The 18,348-nt window shown below is 73.3% G+C and carries 16 protein-coding genes; 6 read left to right on the forward strand and 10 right to left on the reverse strand.

The genetic code is table 11. From position 1 onward, the window contains the following. Positions 1-48 precede the first annotated feature (48 nt). Complete coding sequence (locus tag Aau02nite_RS07525; RefSeq protein WP_212987584.1) at positions 49-1,275, forward strand: serine hydrolase domain-containing protein; 1,227 nt, start codon at positions 49-51, stop codon at positions 1,273-1,275. Between the two features lie 104 nt (positions 1,276-1,379). Here Aau02nite_RS07525 and Aau02nite_RS07530 read toward each other — a convergent pair whose 3' ends face one another. Then, complete coding sequence (locus tag Aau02nite_RS07530) at positions 1,380-1,685, reverse strand: hypothetical protein (RefSeq protein ID WP_212987585.1); 306 nt, start codon at positions 1,683-1,685, stop codon at positions 1,380-1,382. Between the two features lie 122 nt (positions 1,686-1,807). Between Aau02nite_RS07530 and Aau02nite_RS07535 the strand changes: the two genes are divergently transcribed. Further along, positions 1,808-2,596 carry a GNAT family N-acetyltransferase gene (locus Aau02nite_RS07535; protein ID WP_212987586.1) on the forward strand — a complete coding sequence of 263 codons (789 nt, stop codon included), beginning with the start codon at positions 1,808-1,810 and terminating at the stop codon, positions 2,594-2,596. 17 nt (positions 2,597-2,613) lie between these two features. Here Aau02nite_RS07535 and Aau02nite_RS07540 read toward each other — a convergent pair whose 3' ends face one another. Both Aau02nite_RS07540 and Aau02nite_RS07545 read right to left on the reverse strand, forming a co-directional pair. After that, entirely contained in the window at positions 2,614-2,997 is a 384-nt protein-coding gene (locus tag Aau02nite_RS07540) for a DUF1801 domain-containing protein (RefSeq protein ID WP_212987587.1), read from the reverse strand. A 5-nt stretch (positions 2,998-3,002) separates the two neighbouring features. Then, positions 3,003-3,269: a helix-turn-helix domain-containing protein gene (locus Aau02nite_RS07545; protein WP_212987588.1), complete on the reverse strand. Its 267-nt coding sequence runs from the start codon at positions 3,267-3,269 to the stop codon at positions 3,003-3,005. 75 nt (positions 3,270-3,344) lie between these two features. Here Aau02nite_RS07545 and map point away from each other — a divergent pair, with 75 nt between their 5' ends. Then, positions 3,345-4,160: a type I methionyl aminopeptidase gene (gene map, locus Aau02nite_RS07550; protein WP_212987589.1), complete on the forward strand. Its 816-nt coding sequence runs from the start codon at positions 3,345-3,347 to the stop codon at positions 4,158-4,160. Between the two features lie 11 nt (positions 4,161-4,171). Here the strand turns inward: map and Aau02nite_RS07555 are convergent, their stop codons facing one another. The 6 genes from Aau02nite_RS07555 to Aau02nite_RS07580 all read right to left on the reverse strand — a co-directional run bounded on the left by Aau02nite_RS07555 (position 4,172) and on the right by Aau02nite_RS07580 (position 11,837). After that, positions 4,172-5,404 carry an RNA polymerase sigma factor gene (locus tag Aau02nite_RS07555; RefSeq protein ID WP_246594969.1) on the reverse strand — a complete coding sequence of 411 codons (1,233 nt, stop codon included), beginning with the start codon at positions 5,402-5,404 and terminating at the stop codon, positions 4,172-4,174. Further along, positions 5,401-5,724 (reverse strand): YciI family protein, encoded by a 324-nt coding sequence (locus tag Aau02nite_RS07560; RefSeq protein ID WP_212987590.1) that lies wholly within the window; start codon positions 5,722-5,724, stop codon positions 5,401-5,403. The genes Aau02nite_RS07555 and Aau02nite_RS07560 overlap by 4 nt, the downstream gene beginning before the upstream one ends. Before the next feature lie 101 nt (positions 5,725-5,825). Beyond that, on the reverse strand, positions 5,826-8,225 hold the full coding sequence (locus tag Aau02nite_RS07565; RefSeq protein ID WP_212987591.1) for a tetratricopeptide repeat protein: 2,400 nt from the start codon (positions 8,223-8,225) through the stop codon (positions 5,826-5,828). Next, positions 8,222-10,006 carry an ABC transporter permease gene (locus Aau02nite_RS07570; protein WP_212987592.1) on the reverse strand — a complete coding sequence of 595 codons (1,785 nt, stop codon included), beginning with the start codon at positions 10,004-10,006 and terminating at the stop codon, positions 8,222-8,224. The genes Aau02nite_RS07565 and Aau02nite_RS07570 overlap by 4 nt, the downstream gene beginning before the upstream one ends. Next, entirely contained in the window at positions 10,003-11,244 is a 1,242-nt protein-coding gene (locus Aau02nite_RS07575; RefSeq protein ID WP_212987593.1) for an ABC transporter substrate-binding protein, read from the reverse strand. Before Aau02nite_RS07575 ends, Aau02nite_RS07570 begins: the two co-directional genes overlap by 4 nt. Next, on the reverse strand, positions 11,241-11,837 hold the full coding sequence (locus tag Aau02nite_RS07580; RefSeq protein ID WP_212987594.1) for an ATP-binding cassette domain-containing protein: 597 nt from the start codon (positions 11,835-11,837) through the stop codon (positions 11,241-11,243). The genes Aau02nite_RS07575 and Aau02nite_RS07580 overlap by 4 nt, the downstream gene beginning before the upstream one ends. 386 nt (positions 11,838-12,223) lie before the next feature. Here Aau02nite_RS07580 and Aau02nite_RS07585 point away from each other — a divergent pair, with 386 nt between their 5' ends. From Aau02nite_RS07585 to Aau02nite_RS07595, 3 genes are all read left to right on the forward strand, one after another. Further along, on the forward strand, positions 12,224-13,984 hold the full coding sequence (locus Aau02nite_RS07585; protein WP_212987595.1) for an alpha/beta hydrolase: 1,761 nt from the start codon (positions 12,224-12,226) through the stop codon (positions 13,982-13,984). Between the two features lie 372 nt (positions 13,985-14,356). Then, positions 14,357-14,902 carry a DUF2267 domain-containing protein gene (locus Aau02nite_RS07590; RefSeq protein ID WP_212987596.1) on the forward strand — a complete coding sequence of 182 codons (546 nt, stop codon included), beginning with the start codon at positions 14,357-14,359 and terminating at the stop codon, positions 14,900-14,902. A gap of 34 nt (positions 14,903-14,936) precedes the next feature. Continuing rightward, positions 14,937-15,308: a VOC family protein gene (locus Aau02nite_RS07595; RefSeq protein WP_212987597.1), complete on the forward strand. Its 372-nt coding sequence runs from the start codon at positions 14,937-14,939 to the stop codon at positions 15,306-15,308. A gap of 4 nt (positions 15,309-15,312) precedes the next feature. Here Aau02nite_RS07595 and Aau02nite_RS07600 read toward each other — a convergent pair whose 3' ends face one another. Next, a complete protein-coding gene (locus tag Aau02nite_RS07600; RefSeq protein ID WP_212987598.1) occupies positions 15,313-18,192 on the reverse strand; it encodes a WD40 repeat domain-containing protein in 2,880 nt (959 codons plus the stop codon). Between the last annotated feature and the right edge of the window lie 156 nt (positions 18,193-18,348).

Genomic DNA, 18,348 nt, shown 5'->3' on the forward strand with positions numbered 1-18,348 from the left:
CACTCCGTGGGGACGTTTTCCGGAGGTGATCTCTCTAGCGTCGTCGGCATGAAGAAATCACTTGTGGCAGTTGTCGCGACGGCGACGGTGGTGGGAACCGCCATGGCCGGCATCGGGGTCGCTCAGGCGAGGACCTCCGACCGGCCGCCGGTCTCCTTCCGGCCGGGCCTGACCGCGATACTGCAGGCCGACGCGGACACCCTGCGGAAGTACGGCGCGCCGGGCGTGCTGGTCGAATTGGCGACGCCGCGGGGCGATGTGCGGGTGCGCAGCGGGTACGGCAACGTCGCCGAGCGCACCCCGGTCCCGTGGGACGCGAAGTTCCGGATCGGCAGCTACACCAAGACGTACGTGGCGGCGACCGTGCTGCAGCTCGTCGGCGAGCGCAAGGTGTCCCTGGACGACAAGGTCGAACGGTTCCTGCCCGGCCTGATCCGGAGCAAGGGCAACGACGGCCGGAGGATCACCGTCCGGCAGCTCCTGCAGCACACCAGCGGCCTGCCCGAATACTTCAACGGCGTGACCGACTCCAACACCGCCGAGGGCTTCCTGAAGACCCGGTTCCGGACCTACACCGACACCCAGCTCGTCGGCCTGTCGATGCAGTTCCCGTCCGAGTTCGCGCCCGGCTCGGGCTGGGGTTACTCCAACACCAACTACGTCGTGGCCGGGATGATCATCAACGAGATCACCGGCCACACCTGGCAGCACGAGGTCCGCAAGCGGATCGTCGGACCGCTCGGCCTGCGGGACACGTACCTGCCGGGCATCAGCGCGACGATCCCGCGCCCGCACGCGGTGGGCTACCAGCGGTTCGCCGGACCGGGTGCGACGCCGGAGGATCCCCGCTACGGCGAGCCGATCGACGCCACGCGGCTGAACCCGTCCATGGCCGACGCCGCCGGCGAGATGATCAGTACGGCCGACGACGCCAACACCTTCCTGCGGGCGCTGATGACCGGCAAGGTGCTCAAGCGCGCCCAGCTCGCCGAGATGCTGCGGACCGTGGAGACCAGCGACGCGCTGCGGGACAGGTGGCCCGGCGCCCGGTACGGCCTGGGCATCCTCTGGGCGACGAACTCGTGCGGCGGGTACTGGACCCACGGCGGCGACATCCCCGGTTTCATGACCCGCAACGGCGTGACCCCGGACGGCTCCCGGAGCGTCACGGTGTCGATCAACACCGACTCGCTCAAGCCCGACCCCGGCGTGCAGCTGCCCACTGCGGACATCTCCACCGACCTGGTCGACCACGCCCTCTGCAACGCCCGCTGAGCCGTCCCGGCACCCGGCCACACGTGGGGCCGCGCCCGATCTTCGTTTCCGGTCTTGCTGCCGCGGTGGCCGCAGTGGCATGTGCGGAGGAGCCGGCAGAAGGATCAGGTGCCGGCGATCGGACGGCGCCGGGCCGCCGCGGGGGAGACCGGCTCGCACCAGCTCATCGACGATCTCGGGTTCGAGGTGACCGGCGGCTTTCCGCGGGCGTGACGAGGTGGTGGTCGAGGGGGTGTGCAGCGGCCACATCGTCGGTGCGCCCCGTTCTCCGGCAGGCCGGCCCGCCAGCCGCGGAGCAACGCGCCCAGCGTCTGCCGGGCGCGCCGCCGGGCGCGCTCCTTGCCGTTCATGACCTGATAGAGGTGCGGATGCCCGCCCGCGAACCGGACGTACTCGGACGCGGGCTGCATCAAGCGCCGGTCGATGTCGGGCTCCCGGCGGCCTGCTCGAGATCGGCCATCATCAGGCGATACCCGTGGGCGACCAACTTCAGGACGAGCCCGGCAGGAACCCTTTCGGGCACCATATGACCATGGTCGATACCGCCGCCCTCCTGGCCGCCTACGACGGCCAGATGCGTATGGCTCCCGGCGTCGTCCCGTCCGGCTACACCCACGAGTACGACGGCCCGCTCCTGCGGATCGTCGGCGCCCACGTCGGACGGATCCGGGCCCCGCGCGACGTCGGCGTGACCGGCGCCGAGCTCGACCGCCTGATCGCCCGCCAGCGGGACTACTTCCACGCCCGCGGCCAGGGTGTCGAATGGAAGCTGCGAGCCCACGACCTGCCCACGGATCTGCCCGAGCGCCTGGTCGCGGCCGGCTTCGTACCGGAGGCTCCGTCGACCGTGCTGCTCGGCCGGGCCGACGAGGTGGCCGCGGATCCGGTCCTGCCCGACGGTGTCACGCTGCGGCAGGTCAGCCGGGCCGAGGATCTGCGCCGCTTCGCCGACCACCAGACCGAGGTCATCGGGACGGACTGTTCCTGGGTCGCGGCCGACCTCGGCGCCCAGGTGTCGGCCGATCCCGGCCTGATCACCGTCCTGGTCGCCGAGGCCGGTGACCGGGTCGTCTGTACCGCCGTCGCGGTGTACTTACCGGGCACCGAGTTCGTCGCGCTGCTCGGCGGCGCGACCCTGCCGGCCTGGCAGGGACGCGGGCTCTATCGCGCCATGATCGCCGCCCGGGCCCGGGAGGCCGTCGCCCGTGGTTTCCGGCTGCTGCACGTCGACGCGTCCCCGGCCAGCGCGCCCATCCTGCGCCGGTGCGGCTTCCACGAGATCACTACCTCGACGCACTACCAGTGGACGCCGCCGCAGTAGCCGGGAAACGCCTGCGGTCAGGTCAGCACCCAGCGTCTGACCAGCGCGACGACCTGCGCCTGCCGTGCGGTGACGGCGGCGAGGTCGGGGAAGTCGACGACGGCCCGGTCCGGCGCCGGCCAGGTCATCAGCCCGGTGGGATCCTCGAAGGTGAATCCGGCGGTGTCCGCGCGGACCTTCGCGCCGCGGTGGAAGATCAGCTGAAGCTTGCCGCGGGGCTGCAGGCGGAACGTGACCCGGTCCTGGCCGCCGTGGCAGAAGCTCGGCGCGTTCCACTTCACGTGCTCGGTGATCGCCGGATCGCAAGCCAGGATCGCGGCCCTGAGCTGCAGCACGCCCTCCTTGAGCGGGTGCTCCAGCTCCTTCAGGTACTGTTCGACGTCCGCCGACGGGGTGCCCATCCGGGCTAGGACGCCTGCCGGACGGCGGTGTCGGCCAGCCACACCTCGGCCAGCTCGCTCAGCGGGATGTCGAGCACCTCGCTGAGACAGACCACCGTGCCGAACGCCGGCGCGGGCAGGCGGCCCACCTCGATCTTGCGCAGCGTCTCCGGGGAGATGCCGGCGGCCAGGGCCACCTCGACGAGGCTGCGGCCGGTCCGCGCGGCCCGCAGGGCGGCTCCGAGTCGCCGGCCGGCGGCGATCTGTTCGGCGGTGAGCGGTTGGCGAACCATGCCAGCAGGATAGCCCCCGGAGCCGCCCCGGCCGAGCGTGGTATAAAAATACCGCATTCGGAGAGGGAGGCTGTCGTGATCGAGCTCAAATCCCCCGCAGAGGTGGAGCGGATGGCCGTGACCGGCCAGTTCGTCGGCGAGCTACTGGCGGAGCTCGGCGCGGCCACCGCCGTCGGGGTCAACCTGATGGACCTCGAGCACCTGGCCCGCCGGCGGATCAAGGAACGCGGCGCCGAGTCGTGCTACTGGGACTACTCACCCTCGTTCGGCCGGGGCCCGTTCCGTCACGTGCTGTGCCTGTCGGTCAACGACGCGGTGCTGCACGGCCTGCCGCACGACTACGTGCTGCGCGACGGTGACCTGCTGAGCATCGACATGGCGGTCACGATCGACGGCTGGGCCGCCGACTCGGCGCTCTCGGTCATCGCCGGCACCCCCGACCCGGCCGATCAGAAGCTGATCGAGGCGACCGAGGTCGCGCTGGTGGCCGGGATCGGCGCCGCACAGGCCGGCGGGCACCTCGGTGACATCTCGGCCGCGATCGGCGAGGTCGCCGGGCGCTACGGCTACGGCGTCAACGGCGAGTTCGGTGGGCACGGCATCGGGCGCACCATGCACGAGGCCCCGCACGTGGCCAACAGCGGCCGCCCCCGCCGGGGCATGCGGTTGGAGCCGGGGCTGACCCTCGCGATCGAGCCCTGGTTCTGCCGCGGCACCGACAAGATCAGGACCGACGAGGACGGGTGGACGATCCGGTCGGCCGACGGATCCCGTACGGCGCACTCCGAGCACACCGTGGCCATCACCGAGGCCGGCCCGCGCGTGCTGACCGGCCGTGACCGCGGCGAGCAGTCCCCGGCGACCCGCTCGACGCTCGCCGACCAGCGGTAGCCCGCCCGGTTCTACCCCAGCTGGTCGCGGCGGCGGGTCAGGTACGCGATCTCGGCCGTGTTGCCCGCGAGCTCGATCGCTTTCCCGTACGCCGCGCGGGCCGGCTGACTGCGGCCCAGCCGGCGCAGCAGGTCGGCACGCGTCGCGTGGAAGGCGTGATAGTCGGCCAGCTTGTCCTCCAGACGGTCGACGGCGGCTAGCGCCACCTCGGGACCGTCGAGCTCCGCCACCGCGATCGCCCGGTTCAGCGCCACGATCGGCGAGGAGTCGAGGCGCACCAGCTGGTCGTAGAGGGCGACGATCTGCGACCAGTCGGTGTCGCGGACGTCGCGGGCCGAGGTGTGCACGGCGTTGATCGCCGCGAGGATCTGGTAGCGGCCCGGTGCCACCCGGGCGGCCAGGCGCTCGCGCACCAGCTGGTGGCCTTCGGCGATCAGGGCCGCGTCCCAGGCCCCGCGGTCCTGCTCGGCGAGGGTGACCAGCTCACCGTTGGCCGACACCCGGGCGGTGCGGCGGGCCTCGGTGAGCAGCATCAGCGCCAGCAGGCCGGCCACTTCGCCGTCGCCGGGCAGCAGCGCCCGGATCAGGCGGGTGAGCCGGATCGCCTCGGCGGTGAGGTCGTGGCGTACCGGATCGGTGCCGGGCCCGGTCGCCAGGTAGCCCTCGTTGAAGACCAGGAAGAGCACGGCCAGCACGCCGGACACGCGGGCCGGCAGATCCTCCGCGGACGGCACCCGGTACGGGATCCGCGCCGTTTTGATCTTGGCCTTGGCCCGGGTGATCCGTTGCCCCATGGCCGCCTCCTGCACCAGGAAGGCCCGGGCGATCTCGGGCATGCTCAGGCCGCCGACCATCCGCAGCGTCAGCGCCATCCGGGTCTCCATCGCCAGCGCCGGGTGGCAGCAGGTGAAGATCAGCCGGAGCCGCTCGTCCTCGATGGCCCCGACCGGCTCAGGTGGTTCGTCGTGGGACACCAGCTGAGCCTCCTTGTGCTTGTCCTCGCGCTTGTCCTCGCGCCGGATCCGGTCGATGGCCTTGCGGTTGGCGGTGGTGGTCAGCCAGGCGCCGGGGCTGGGCGGCACGCCGTCGGCCGGCCAGCGCTCGACGGCGGTCGCGAACGCCTCGGCCGCCGCCTCCTCGGCGATGTCCAGATCACCGAACCGCCTGGTGAGGGCGGCGACCACGCGCGCCCATTCCTCGCGGTGGGCGCGCGTGACAGCCTCGTCGACGTCGATCGGGGTCACAGGAACGGCCGTACCTCGACCCTGCGGTTGCAGTGCTTGGACCCCTCGGCCGCGAGCTCGAGCGCCTGGTCGAGGTCGGCGGCCTGGAAGACCCAGAAACCGGCGAGGTACTCCTTCGACTCGAGGAAGGGCCCGTCGGTGAACACCGGTTCCGCCCCGCGGTTGTCGATGGTGGTGGCCGTGCTCGGGTCGCCGAGGCCACCGGCGAAGACCCAGTGCCCCTCGGCCTGCACGCGTTCGTTGAAGGCGCGGATGGCGGCCATCTCGTCCGGGGTGGCCGAGTCGGTCCGGTCGTCGATCACGGAAACCAGGTACTGCATCTGACGATCATCTCCTGTGGTTCGGGGCGCCTGTCGTGGGCGGCCGCTCACCCCTGCTACGAACACCCCGGGCCCGATCCGACACCGCTGCCGGGATTCCTTCAAGAATTCTCGGCCGGGGCGTCCTGATCCGACAGGCGCGCCCGGGCGGCGGCGGCACCGTCCGCATCACCGGCCTTCTCGCACGCCTCGACGGCCGCCTCCCAGTGCTGCCGCGCGTCGTCCGGGCCGTCGAGGATCCGCGCGACGTCGCCGAGGTGGAGCAGCGTGCGGCCGGTCGGCCGGCCGTCGTCCTGGCGGATCCGCAGGCTCTGCTGCAGCAGCTCCCGCGCCTGGGCCGCACGCCGCCGGCTGCCCTGCTGCCCCGCGCCGGCGGCGACCGCCCCGGCGGCCACGATGGCTCCCGCGTTGAGGAGAGCCGCAGCCTGGCCCTGGCGGTCCTGGACGGCCGGGTGACACTCCAGCGCGGCACTCCAGGCCTGCGCCGCGTCCAGCCGTTCCCCGAGCGACCACTGGGCCAGCGCGAGGTTGGTCAGGGCGGCGGCGTATCCGCGCCGGTCGCCGACGACCTCGAACTGGTTGGCCGCGCGGATCAGGTGGCGGCCGGCGAACCGCGGCTCGTCGCGGGCCAGGAACGCCACGCCCAGGCCCAGTTCGGTGAGCGCCTGCCCGGCCCGGTCGCTCGGTGAGCGCTGCTGGCGGGCCCGCTGCAGCTGGTCGAGCGCGCCGTCGACGTCACCCTGGTCGAGCAGCGCGAGGCCCAGGTTGGTCCGGGACTGGGCCGCGCCCCGGCGGTGCCGCAGTGCCACCGCCGCGGTCAGCTCGACGGCAGCCCGGTGCGGGTCGCCCTGCCACCGGTACACCGCCCCCAGCTCATTGTGGGCCCAGCCCGCGACCGCGGCCGACTGGCGGGCCACCGGGCTGTTCAGCACCGCGCGGCACACCGCGGCCCAGTCGTCGAGCCGGCCGGTGGAGGCGTACCAGGTGCACAGCGCGACCGCGAGCCGCAACCACCAGCGGCGCATCCGGCGCGGCGGGTTGGCCGGCAGTGCCCCCGGCCGGCCCCACGGTTCGCAGATGAGCGAGCCCAGCAGCGCCTCGTGCCGGGCGAACCAGCTGCCGCCGGGCTCGGTGCCGGACGGCTGGTCGGGCAGGACGGTCTCGGCGTAGCGCTCGGCCTGGCGGGCCAGATACCGCACCAGCCGGGCCTGGGCGGCCACCCGTCGCCGGGGCGGCTCGTCACAGAGAAGATGGACCTGGGCGTAGTGCACGAGCAGGGGCCGCAGCCTGTACCGGCCGTCCGGGGTCACCGTGACGAAGGCGCTCTCGGCCGCCTGGTCCAGCATCCGGTCGGTGTGCCCGCGGTTGGTGCCCGTCAGCGCGGCGACGGCGTTGCGGCTGACCGGATGCGGCACGAGCGCGAGCAGGCGGACCAGGCGCCGGGTGTCGGCGGCCAGCCCGGCGTACGCCCGGTCCCGGCGCGCGAGCAGGGTCAGCGTGGCATCGACGCGGCCGTTGTCCAGGCCGTGCCGCAACGCGGTCTCCAGGTCCGGCGCCGACCAGCCCTGGGCGGCCAGCCACGAGCCGAGCACCCGGACCGCGTGCGGTTGCCGGCCGGCCAGCTCCACGATGCGCCGTACCGTCGGCTCGCTCTGCAGTCCCCGGCGCACGGACCCGGCATCGCGCGCGGCCGCCGCGAACAGCTCCACCGCGTCTTCGGCGGACGGCTCGGCCAGGTGCCGGGTGCGAACACCCTTGAGACCGTGCAACGTGGGACCGCCGGCGATCAGCAGCCGGCACCGCCGGGCCGGCGGCAACAGCGGACGTACCTGATCCGGCGAGTCGACGTTGTCCAGGACCAGCAGAATCTTGCGGTCGCCGAGCGCGGTACGCAGCAGCGTGGCCGCCGCGTCCAGGTCGGTCGCCCGGCTCAGCGCGGCCTCGTCGATGCCGGCCGTCCGGCACAGCGCGTCGACCACCTCCCGGGGCCGTAGCGACCGTGCCGTGCCGCGCCGATCGGTCTTGCGCAGGTCCAGGTACAGCTGGCCGTCCGGGTAGTGGTTGCGCACCGCGTTGGCGGCCTGGACGACGCAGGCGGACGTGCCCACCGCCCGCCGTCCCAGCAGGGCCACCGCGTGCTCGGTACGGACGGCATCGCCCAGCCAGTCCACCACCGAGCGGCGGCCCACGAAGCCGGTGGTGTCGGGCAGGTTGACGGGTACCCCGGCTTCCTGGACCGAGACCGGAGGCTTGGGCTCGACCGCCGGGCCGGCCTGCAGCGCGCGGCGGCTGCGCACCTCCAGCGTGGCGAGCACGCCGACGAGCACGACGCCGGCCGCGGCGATGATCCAGGTGATGGGGCCCAGCTTGGGATCGATCATGTCGGCCAGGATGTTGCTCGCGATGCCACCCACCACCGAGCCGACCGCGATCGACGCGGTCAGCACCCACTGCCACCGCTGGGGCCGGGCGGGCCGGTGGGTCTGCTCGCGCGGGCTCATCGCACCGCTCCGGACACCAGGCCGGCGATCACCTGACGGCGGGCGAGCACGATGACCACCAGCGGCGGTATCGAGGCGAGCAGCGCGAAGGCGGCGAGAGTGCCGCTGTTGGAGACGAACTGCCGGGTCTGGCCGAACACCATCAGCCCGAGCGGAGTGCCCGAGCCGCCGAACAGCAGACCCACCACGAAGTCGTTCCAGACCTGCACGAACTCGAGCACGGCGACGGCGATGATGGCCGGCACGGCGGCGGGCACCGTGCGCCACAGCACGCCCCATTCGCGCCGGCCGGCGGTCCGGGCCGCGCGGATCCGGGCGCCGGGCACGTCGGCGAGCGCATTGCGCAACACCAGGACGGCGAACGGCGCACCGAGTGCCACGTGCACCAGTCCCAGTCCGACGCCGGTGCCGGCCAGCCCGGCCCGTTCCAGCACCTCGTTGATCGGGCCGGCCACCACCTGCACCGGCACCGCGGACGCGGCGACCAGCAGAGCGCCGGCGGCGGACGTGCCGGGTGGGCGCAACCGGGCCAGGGCGTACCCGGCCGGGAGCGCCACGATGATCACCAGCACCGTCACCGACACGGCGAGCAGGGCGGTGAACCCGAACGAGCGGATCACCTCCGGCTGGGTGAGGATCTCGCCGTACGAGCTGAGCCGCAGCGACGCGGCGGTCCAGCCCCGGGTGGCGGCTTCCCGCGGCGAATGCAGCGAGGTGGCCACCAGGGCGAGCACCGGCACCGCCCAGAGCAGGGCGATGAGGATCGGCAAGGCGCGGCGGACCGGCCACCGGGTGCGCTCGGCCACCGTACGGGCCGGCGCGGCCTCCAGGGTGGGCGGCGGCCAGGCCTGACGACCACCCACCGCCGCGGCCACCACGCCGATGCCCAGCGCCACCAGCCACAGGGTGTTGAGCGCCGCGGCCGGACCCGTGGTGGCGCTGCCCGAGGTCTGCCACACCCGCACGGCCAGGTTGGCCGCCTCGTCCAGACTGGAGCCCGGGGCCATGACCAGGATCAGGTCGAACGCCCGGGCGGTACCCAGCGCCACCAGCGCGAACACGATGGCGGCGGTACGGCGCAGCAACGGCCGCCACAGCGCGTCCCGGAACACGTCCAGCCGCCCGCCGCCGTTGGCCCGGACCGCGTCGGTGAGGTCGGCGGGCAGCGCGTCCAGCGCCGCCCGGAACACCACGACGGGCAGGCCGATCCAGGCCCACACGAACGCCGACATCAGCGCGACGGTGATCAGGCCCGAGCCCAGCCACGCCGGGGCCGCGTCGGCCGGCACCCCGAACAGGCCGGCCAGCGCGGTCAGGACCGCGGTGCCGGCGCCGCGGGCCGGGTCGGGGTCGTAGAACAACCGGAACATGACGCCGGTGACCACCAGCGGCAACGCCATCGGCGCGAGCAGCAGCAGCGTGCCGGAACGGCGGGACGCCGCCAGCAGGAAACCCAGGGTGATCACGACCACGGGGACCACCGCGGCCCACAGCACCGTACGGCCCAGTACCTCCCAGGTGCCCTCCGCGGCGAGGGCGGTGCGGAAGTTCTCCAGCCCCACCCACTGCCCGTCCGGTCCGGTCACGCTCGCCTGCACCGTACGGGCGACCGGCCAGAGCAGGATGCCGCCCAGCAGCAGGGCGATCGGGGTCAGCAGCAGCGACGCGAACCCGCCGCTCGGGTAGGCCCGGCTGCGCCGGCCCGGCCCGACGTCGTCGATGACCACGGTCTCCCCGAGCAGCCGGGACGCCGCCGCGCGCGTACGGGCCGGCTGGGTCACGAGCCGGTCTCCCGCCGGGCCTGCGCGGCCGCCCGTACCAGTCGCCGGCAGGCCCGGTCGACGGCGCCGGGCCGGGTCACCTCGGCCAGGAAGTCCTGCAGGATCTTCCAGCTGCCCAGCCCGTCCGGCCCGCCGAGCGAGCCGCGCAGCTGGTCGGACAGGTCGAACTGCAGCGCGCCGGCCGGGTCGCTGAGCTCGGCCGCCCGGGCCGCCGCCGGCCCGTACGCGTCCGGCTTGATCAGGGTGTTCGGCGACAGGTAGCCCCCGGCGGTGATCCACGGCCGGAACGACTCCCGGCGCGTCAGCCACTCCACCAGCTCACCGCCCACGCCGGACCCGGCGAACACCATCGCGGCGTCGCCGGCCACGAGCAACGGTTGCGCCCGGGGCCCGGCGGGGAAACGCGCCGCGGACAGCGCAGCCGCCCCGGCCGGGCGGAACCTGTCCGCGACGGCGGCGATGAAGTCACCCTCGACCACCATCGCGGCGCGGCCCTCGACCACCTGGATGACCGACTCCTCGTTCTGGGTGATCAGCGCCCGGCCGATCCCGTCCGGGAACGCGCCCGGGATTGCCCAGACGGCGGCCAGCTCGGTGAGCGCGGTCCGCACCAGCGGGCCGTCCCAGGGCTCGGTACCGTCCACCAGGCCCTGGTACTCACCCGGGGCGGCGAAGCCGATGAGCAGGTTCTCCAGCCAGTCGGTGAGGACCCAGCCGTCCGCCGCGCCCAGCGCCAGCGGTGCGGGCCCGCCGGCTGCCGCGCGCTCGCGGACCAGCGCCACGAACTCGGCCCAGGTGCCCGGCGGCTCGGGGAACCGGTCGGCGGGATACCAGACCAGCGACTTGTGCGCGGCCTTCACCCAGGCGCCGTACTGCCGGCCGTCGACGGTGACCATGGCCTGCCACTGGTCGGCGAAGCGGCGGGTGACCTCGGCCGGCACCGGCTGCAGCCAGCCCCGGCGGGCGTAGTCGGCGATCAGGCTGATCTGCGGCACGATCGCGACGTCGGGCTGGTTGCCGGCCCGGTAGCGGGCACTGAGGAACGCGTCGATGTCGTTGCGGGTGCTGACCACGTCGACCGGGTGCGGATACTGCCGGACCACCTCGCGGAACCGGACCAGCTCGCCGCCGCTCCAGACCACGGCGACCTGCACCGGCCGCGGGGAACGGCCACAGCCGGTGGCCCCGGCGACGACGGCGCCGAGAGCTCCACCCAGGACGGCACGACGGCTCGTCACGGCGTCACCGCCACGGTCCGCGCGCCCTCCGGCGCGGCCTGCCGATCACCGAAGATCGCGGTGGCGGGTGCGGCGAAGACGGGCAACTCGATCCGGGCCAGCAGGTCGTCCAGCGGGCCGCAGACGGCGGGGTCGGGCCGTTCGAGCACCAGCGCCTCCGGCATGGACACCACCGCCCGGGCCAGCGCACCGCGCATCCGCTGCTGCGCGGTGATCTCATGGGGACGCTGCTCCAGCACCGGTCCGAGCTCGAGCTGGTAGATCAACGTGGACGCCCAGCCCCGGACGATCTCGTGCACCGATTCCTGCCGCCAGACCAGATACTCGATGTTCTGCCGGACGGTCAGGTGCGGCAGGAGCGCTCCCCCGCGCGGCACGTACCCGATCTGCCGGGCGCCCGGCGGCAGCGCGGTGACGTCGCGATCGCCGACCAGGACCTGTCCGGACACGGGCGGCGCCAGGCCCGCCACCGTCCGGGCCAGCGCCGTCGCCACCTCGGCCCCGGCGATCACCACCACCGGGTCGGCTTCCCCGGCGAAGAACGAGACCGCGGCCGGGACCTCACCGGGCACCGCCACCACCAGCTCACGCACCTCGAGAATCGCCGAACACCTCCCTGGGCCGCCGGCCAGACATCGACAGTCGGTGACTGCACCCTAGCGATATCGTGCTCGTCCCCGATGCCCGGTGGCACCTTCCTGCCATCGAAGGAGGCGTTCATGTGCGCGCCCGGCGACAGCTGGATCCCGGCGGCCCCGGCCCTGCGGCGGCAGCCCGATCGTGCTCCTGGCGGCAGCCGAACGGCGGATCGGCCGTAGCTGTTGATACACAGCCGGTCACCGTTCCGATCGCTACTCTGTGTAGTTGAAGGGTGGTCCTCGACCGGGCGGGATGCGGTAATTGACGGAGAAACGCGGGTCTGTCGCCCGCGCGACTGTCACTCGCTGTATCAATGTCGTCCCCGCTCCCAGGAGGCCCCATGTCGTTCCTCGCGCGCCTGCTCGGCGCCGGGCTCGCCGGATCGCTGCTCGCCGGCGCAGCCGTCGCGCCGGCGTCCGCCGTGGCACCGGCGGCTCCCGCGATGGGGGCCACCGCGGCGGACGTGACCAGTCAGCAGGAAGCCGAGCGGGTCGACCGGGTGCCGACGCCGGTCCTGCAGTGGTACGCCTGCTACGGACGCGCGCAGTGCGCCACCGTCCGGCTGCCGCTGGACTACGACGAACCCGACGGGGCGTCGGTGGAGATCGCCCTGCTGCGGGTCAAGGCGCGCAAGCAGGCGCAGCGGATCGGCAGCCTCTTCGTCAACCCCGGCGGCCCGGGCGGCTCCGGCACCGACATGGCCGCGCTGGCCCCGGCCTACCTCAGCGAGAGCGTGCTGGACCGCTTCGACGTGGTCGGCTTCGACCCCCGCGGCATCGGCATGAGCGACAACCTCAAGTGCTTCTCGTCCACGCGCGAGCAGGTCCTGGCGCAGAGCCAGTTCAACAAATTCTTCCCGTACGGCGCCAAGGAGGAAGCCGCCTACGTCAAGGCCGCCCGCACGATCGGCCGCGCCTGCTCCACCACCGGCGCCGCGCTCGCCGGTGCGATGTCCACCGCCGAGGTGGCCCGCGACCTGGACGTGTTGCGCCGGGCAGTCGGTGACCCGAAGCTGACCTACCTCGGGTTCAGCTACGGCACCCTGCTCGGGCAGTACTACGCCAACATGTTCCCCGACCGGGTCCGGGCGCTCGCGCTCGACGGTGTCATCGACCCGAGGTCCTGGACCGGCGTCACCGCGCCGGGCACGCTGCAGGACAACCGGCTGCGCTCGGCGGACGCGGCCTACCGGGCGCTGCGCACCCTGCTGATCCGCTGTGACCGCGCCGGTGTGAAGCGGTGCGTGTTCGCCCGCGGCAACCCGCAGCGCCGCTTCGCGGCCGTCGCCCGAGCCCTGCGCGCCAAGCCGCTGCTGTTGGGCCGGGACGAGGACGGCAAAGCGGTGCGGCTGACCTACGCCGACTTCGTCGGTCTCACCCTCTCCGGCCTGCACTCGGCCGAAGCCGGCGACTTCGTCACCTCCGTCGCCGCCACGGTCGAGACGTTGCTCGCCGTGCCCAGCAGCAAGACCAAGAAGCAGCGGGCCACCGCGCGGGCCTCGCTGCGCGCCCACCTCGCGCGGGTGCGCACCCCCGCCCGCGATTTCCCGTACGACAACTCGGTCGAAGCGTTCAGCGGCGTCATCTGCACCGACGCCGACCACCCGCGCGACGCGGCGACGTGGCCCGCGCTGACCGCGGCCGAGGACGCCCGGGCGCCGTACTTCGGGCGGGCCTGGGGCTGGGGAACCGTGACGTGCGCCGGCGACACGTGGACCGTGCGCGACGAGGACGCCTACAAGGGTCCGTTCAACCGGCGTACCAGCGCGCCGGTGCTGTTCGTCGGCAACCACTGGGACCCGGCGACGAGCTACCGGCAGGCGGTGTCGGCGGCGAAGCTGCTGCCTGGTAGCCGACTGCTGTCCAGCGACAACTGGGGCCACACCGCGTATGGCACGTCCGCCTGCGTCACCGGCGGGGTGGACCGCTACCTGCTGCGCGGCACGCTGCCCGAGGCCGGCACCGTCTGCCATTCGCCGGCTCAGCCCTTCACCCGTCGCACCGCGGCGGGTGCCAAGGCCCAGGCAGTGCCGGACGAAGCGAAGCAGCTGCCGCCGGTCGCCGGTCCCTTCACCGCTCTTCGAGCAGAGCGGCGCCCGTGAGTCTCGAGCTTCGACCTGACGTGAGCATCATCATCCCCACCTGAACAGAACGGCGGTGGCCGTCTTCGGTTCACACGGTGCGGCGCCTACCGACCTCGGCGACCGGATGGGCTGACCCGCTCGAGTTCAGCGCGGCCAGCTGGCGCGGCCAACCGGGCCGACACGGCCAAACAGGACGACACGACCAGCTTCACCCACGCGGCCGAGCCGACGCAGTCGAGCTGACGCGGCCAAGCCCGGCCGGACCGACGCGGGCGCCGACGCGGGGGCCGACGCGGGGCGGCACAGTGTGACAACGGCGCGGTCGTGTTTGAAGCCGGTTGCCGCGGGTAACCCGTTCATCCCAGCGCGGATCTTGAGAAGACGGTGATCATGCATCGGGACGATCTGTTGACCGAGGTTCGGATACGCGCCCGCCTGTACGGCCGTAACCACGCCGCCCGCGTCGTCCGAGCGGTCATGCACGCACTGCGCAACGTCCTGCCGGAACCGGCGTATCTGGGCCTGGTCTCGCAACTGCCCACTGAGGTCGCCGTCACGCCGGCCGGTCGCCGGGACGTCCGCCCGGACCGAGCCGCCCTCCAGCTCATCCGGGAGGTCGCGGACGAGCTGCACGTCAGCGAGCCGGACGCCGCGTTCTACACCCGCACGACCCTGGAACAGCTCAACGCCTTCTGTCGCGGAACCACCCCGGCCCAGCTCGCCGCGTCGCTGCCCGCCGATCTGCGTCCCTTGCTCAGCGCCCGCGCGGACGACCCGGCGCAGCGGCACCGGCATCTGGTCCGGACACTCAGCTCCTCCCTCGCCACGCTGAGCCTGAAAGGTCCGCCGCCGGGAGACCTGGCTGACCGCCCGGCTGTGGTCATCTCGCGGCGAACGAGCCCCGCCGGTCAGCAGAAACGCCACCACGCCGCCTGAGCCGACGCGCGGGTGAGGGCGAGGAGGGACGGTCATGCCCGGTGCAGCCTGGGTGACGTCGGTGACCATCGACTGTGCCGATCCGCAGCGGCTGGCCCGGTTCTGGGCCGACCTGCTGGGGCTGGAGGTCAGGCCCCGGGAGAGCAGGTACGTCGCCCTGACCCGTCCCGCCACGGGGACACCGGAGCTGGTCTTCCAGCCCGTACCGGAGCCGAAGGTGGGTAAGGTCCGCCTCCATCTCGACATCGGCGTGCACGACCTCGACGCGGCGCGCCGGCGTGCGGTCGAGCTCGGCGCTTCCGTCGCCGGGGACCTCGACGACCCCGGCGACGATTCGCTGATCGTGCTGCGCGACCCGGCGGGCAACGAGTTCTGCCTGATCCACCGCGAGCCCGGCGAGCTCTGAGGGTTCAGCCGAGGCGTTCGCGGGTGTCGAGGTCCCAGAAGTGCAGGGCGTTGCTGCGGTCACCGGAAGCCACGATCGTGCGCCCGCCGACCTCCGCGGTGGCCACGCAATTCACGAACCCGCGATGGCCGGTGTACCGGAATTCCTCGGTCTTCCCGGACGGGTCCACCCCGACGACCCAGTCCTCCGCCGTGACCAGCACGACGCTGCCCTTGGCGGAGCGGGCGACCGTGGCCCGGTAACTCCATCCCCGGCCCGGGCGGTGCACTCCCAGCACCGTACGGGTAGCGACGTCGATCACCTGGATGTCGGCGGCTTCTTCAGCGTGGTACTCCTGGCCCCCGCCGAAGGCGTCGATCCCGTGGATGACCGCGAGCCGTCCGTCCAGCATGGCCAGCGTCCCGACCTCGCACTCCTCCGGTACGGCCACGGGTTCGGACACCGGCGAGCCGGCGGACACGTCCCACAGGGTCAGCATCGGGCTGTCGCAGTCCTGGGAGCTGTCGTATCCGATCGTCAGGGCGACGAGACGCCCGCCCAGCACGCCCAGGTCCGTGTGGCTCACCCGCAGGTCAGCACCGGTGCGCAACTCGGCACACCGTTCACCGGTCACGGCATCCCAGATCCGGAGAGCGCCGTCCGCGGTCCCGATCCCCACCACCGCACGTCCGTCCACTTCGGCCGGTGTGATCCCGGTGATCCACTGCTCCAGGCGAGCCAGCGGCACGTGGGCGCCCGACTGCCAGCGCAACACCACGCCGCTCCCGTCGCCGGTCAGGAGGATGTCGCGGTCCGGGCCGGCGAAGGCGACGTGCGTGACCTCCGCGGCATGCCCGGTGGGAGCCGGGCCGAGCGCCCGCCCGGTGGCCGCATCCCACAGGAGCACAGTCCGGTCGGCGCCACCGGAGGCGAACACCGGCCGGCCCCGCCACCGGCCGGCGGCGACGGTGTGGACGGCACCGGTGTGTCCGCTGGTCGCGGCCGGCACCCGCAGGAACCACAGCCGTGGCGGGCCGGTCACCGCGTGCGACACCACCACCGGTTCGCCGTTCCGCTCGGCCACGTGGACCGCGACGATGCGATCGTCGTGGCCGCTCCACGGCCCGCCGACGCAGGCGCCGGTCGCGGCGTCCCAGACCCGCACGGTCTTGTCCCAGCTTCCCGAGGCCACCACGGTACGGCCGTCCACAGTGCCGAAGGCCAGCGCTGTCACGCCCTCGGAGTGCCCGGCCATGGGCGCCACGACGGCCGTGCCGGTGGCCGGGTCGAACACGTGCACCGCCGCGTCCCTGCCCCCGGCGGCGAGCACCGCACGGCCGCCGATCCGGCCGGCAGCCACTGTAGACACGGAGCTGCGGAGCGCTGGATACGGCCGGCTCAGCAGCTCACCGGTCACGGTGTCCCACGAGTGGACCGTGCGGCCGATCGCCACCGCCACCGCCGGGCGGCCGTCGATCTCGGTGAACACCACATCCTCCGGACGGTCGTCGGCCGTGGTCCCGGCCAGCGGAACCTCGGCGACCGACGTGTCGGCATCGGGATCCCAGACGCTGAGTCCGACACCGCTGCCCCGACCCCCGGTGACCAGCGCGAACACCCGCCGGCCGCCCACCACGCCGGCGGCGATCCGGTCGGCCGGCCGGTCCAGCCGGGCCACCGGAACGCCGGCTTCGACGTCCCACAGGCGCATGGGCCGCCCGCGCAGCAGGACGACGGCCCGGCCGCCGCCACCCGTGGCGCCGGCGATGCTCTCGTCGTACGGTCCGCCGTAGTACGGACTGTCGAACTCCCGTCCGGTCCGCACGTCGAACACGCGCAGTGCTCCCCCGCCACCGCCGAGGGCGACCGTGGGCTGCCCGTCGATCGCGCCCAGGGCTGTCCGCAGCATGCCGCCGTCCGCCAGCACCGTGCGCCGGGTCCCCTGCGAGGTGCAGACCCACAGCGTGGCCGAGCCGTCCCGATCGACCGTGACCGCGAAGTAGCCGTCGTCGAGGCTCCCCAGCGCCACCCGCGCGCACTCCCCGTGGTACCCGGCGAAGCAGTCCGGGGCCTGCCGCCCGGTGGCCAGATCCCACAGCGTCAGCGGCGAGGTCGCCTGGCCGGAACGGGCGACGAGCAGCAGCGGACGGCCGCCCACCGTGGCGACATCAATCTCCCGGATGTCGTCGAACGGTGGCGCCGGCGGCAGCGCAGCGCCGGCGGTCACGTCCCGCAGCGAGACCTTGCAGGGGGCGTGGTGATCGAGGAAGGCGACCAGCAACCGGCCGTCGTGTTCCACCGCCGCCATCCGGAAGACCGACAAGGAGAAGTCACAGCTGAACGGCTGCCCGTACGGCTCTCCGGTCAGCACGTCGTACAGCCGCAGCGATCGGGACGACTCCTCCGCCACGAGGAAGTGGCGGCCCCGGTATTCCGTGAGACACCAGCCGTTACGGCGTTCGTGCCGGACGATCAGCGCGCCGGTCCGTCCATCGTAGACCGCCAGGCCGGATCCGGCCGCGATCACCACGGGTCGCCCGCCGAGCGTGGCCAGGGCCATCCCCCGGGGATTCACCGGCAGCCGCACGCCGACCGGCGAACCCGTCACCGCATCCCGGAGGACGACGGTTCTCATCGGCTGGCCCAGCGTGGCCAGCAGGCCGCCCGCGCCGAGCGCCAGGGCTCCGTGGGCCTCGCGACGCAGTTCCGAGTGATCCGGCAGCACCGCGCCGGAGGCCAGGTCGATCGCCCGGACGAGGCCCGATTCGCCGTCGCTCGTTGCCGGCACCGCCAGCACCGGGCGTCCCGCCACCGTCACCACCGTCGCGTCCCAGGTCCGGTCGATCGGACCGTGCAGCAGAAGGTGGGGCGGGGCCCCGGGATCCTCGAACCATCCGGTTTCCATCCGCGGCAGCGTAGTGATCGAGGACAACAGGAAAGGCGGCACCCGTGGTGGGTGCCGCCGTGGTGGGGGTTGTGGAGGGGTTACTTGAGCCAGGGCAGGCGCTGCACCAGCGGCAGGCGGGCCCACATCTTGCCGAGGCCGAGGGTGTCCCCGGCG

Source organism: Actinoplanes auranticolor, assembly GCF_018332655.1.
GTDB classification, from domain to species: domain Bacteria; phylum Actinomycetota; class Actinomycetes; order Mycobacteriales; family Micromonosporaceae; genus Actinoplanes; species Actinoplanes auranticolor.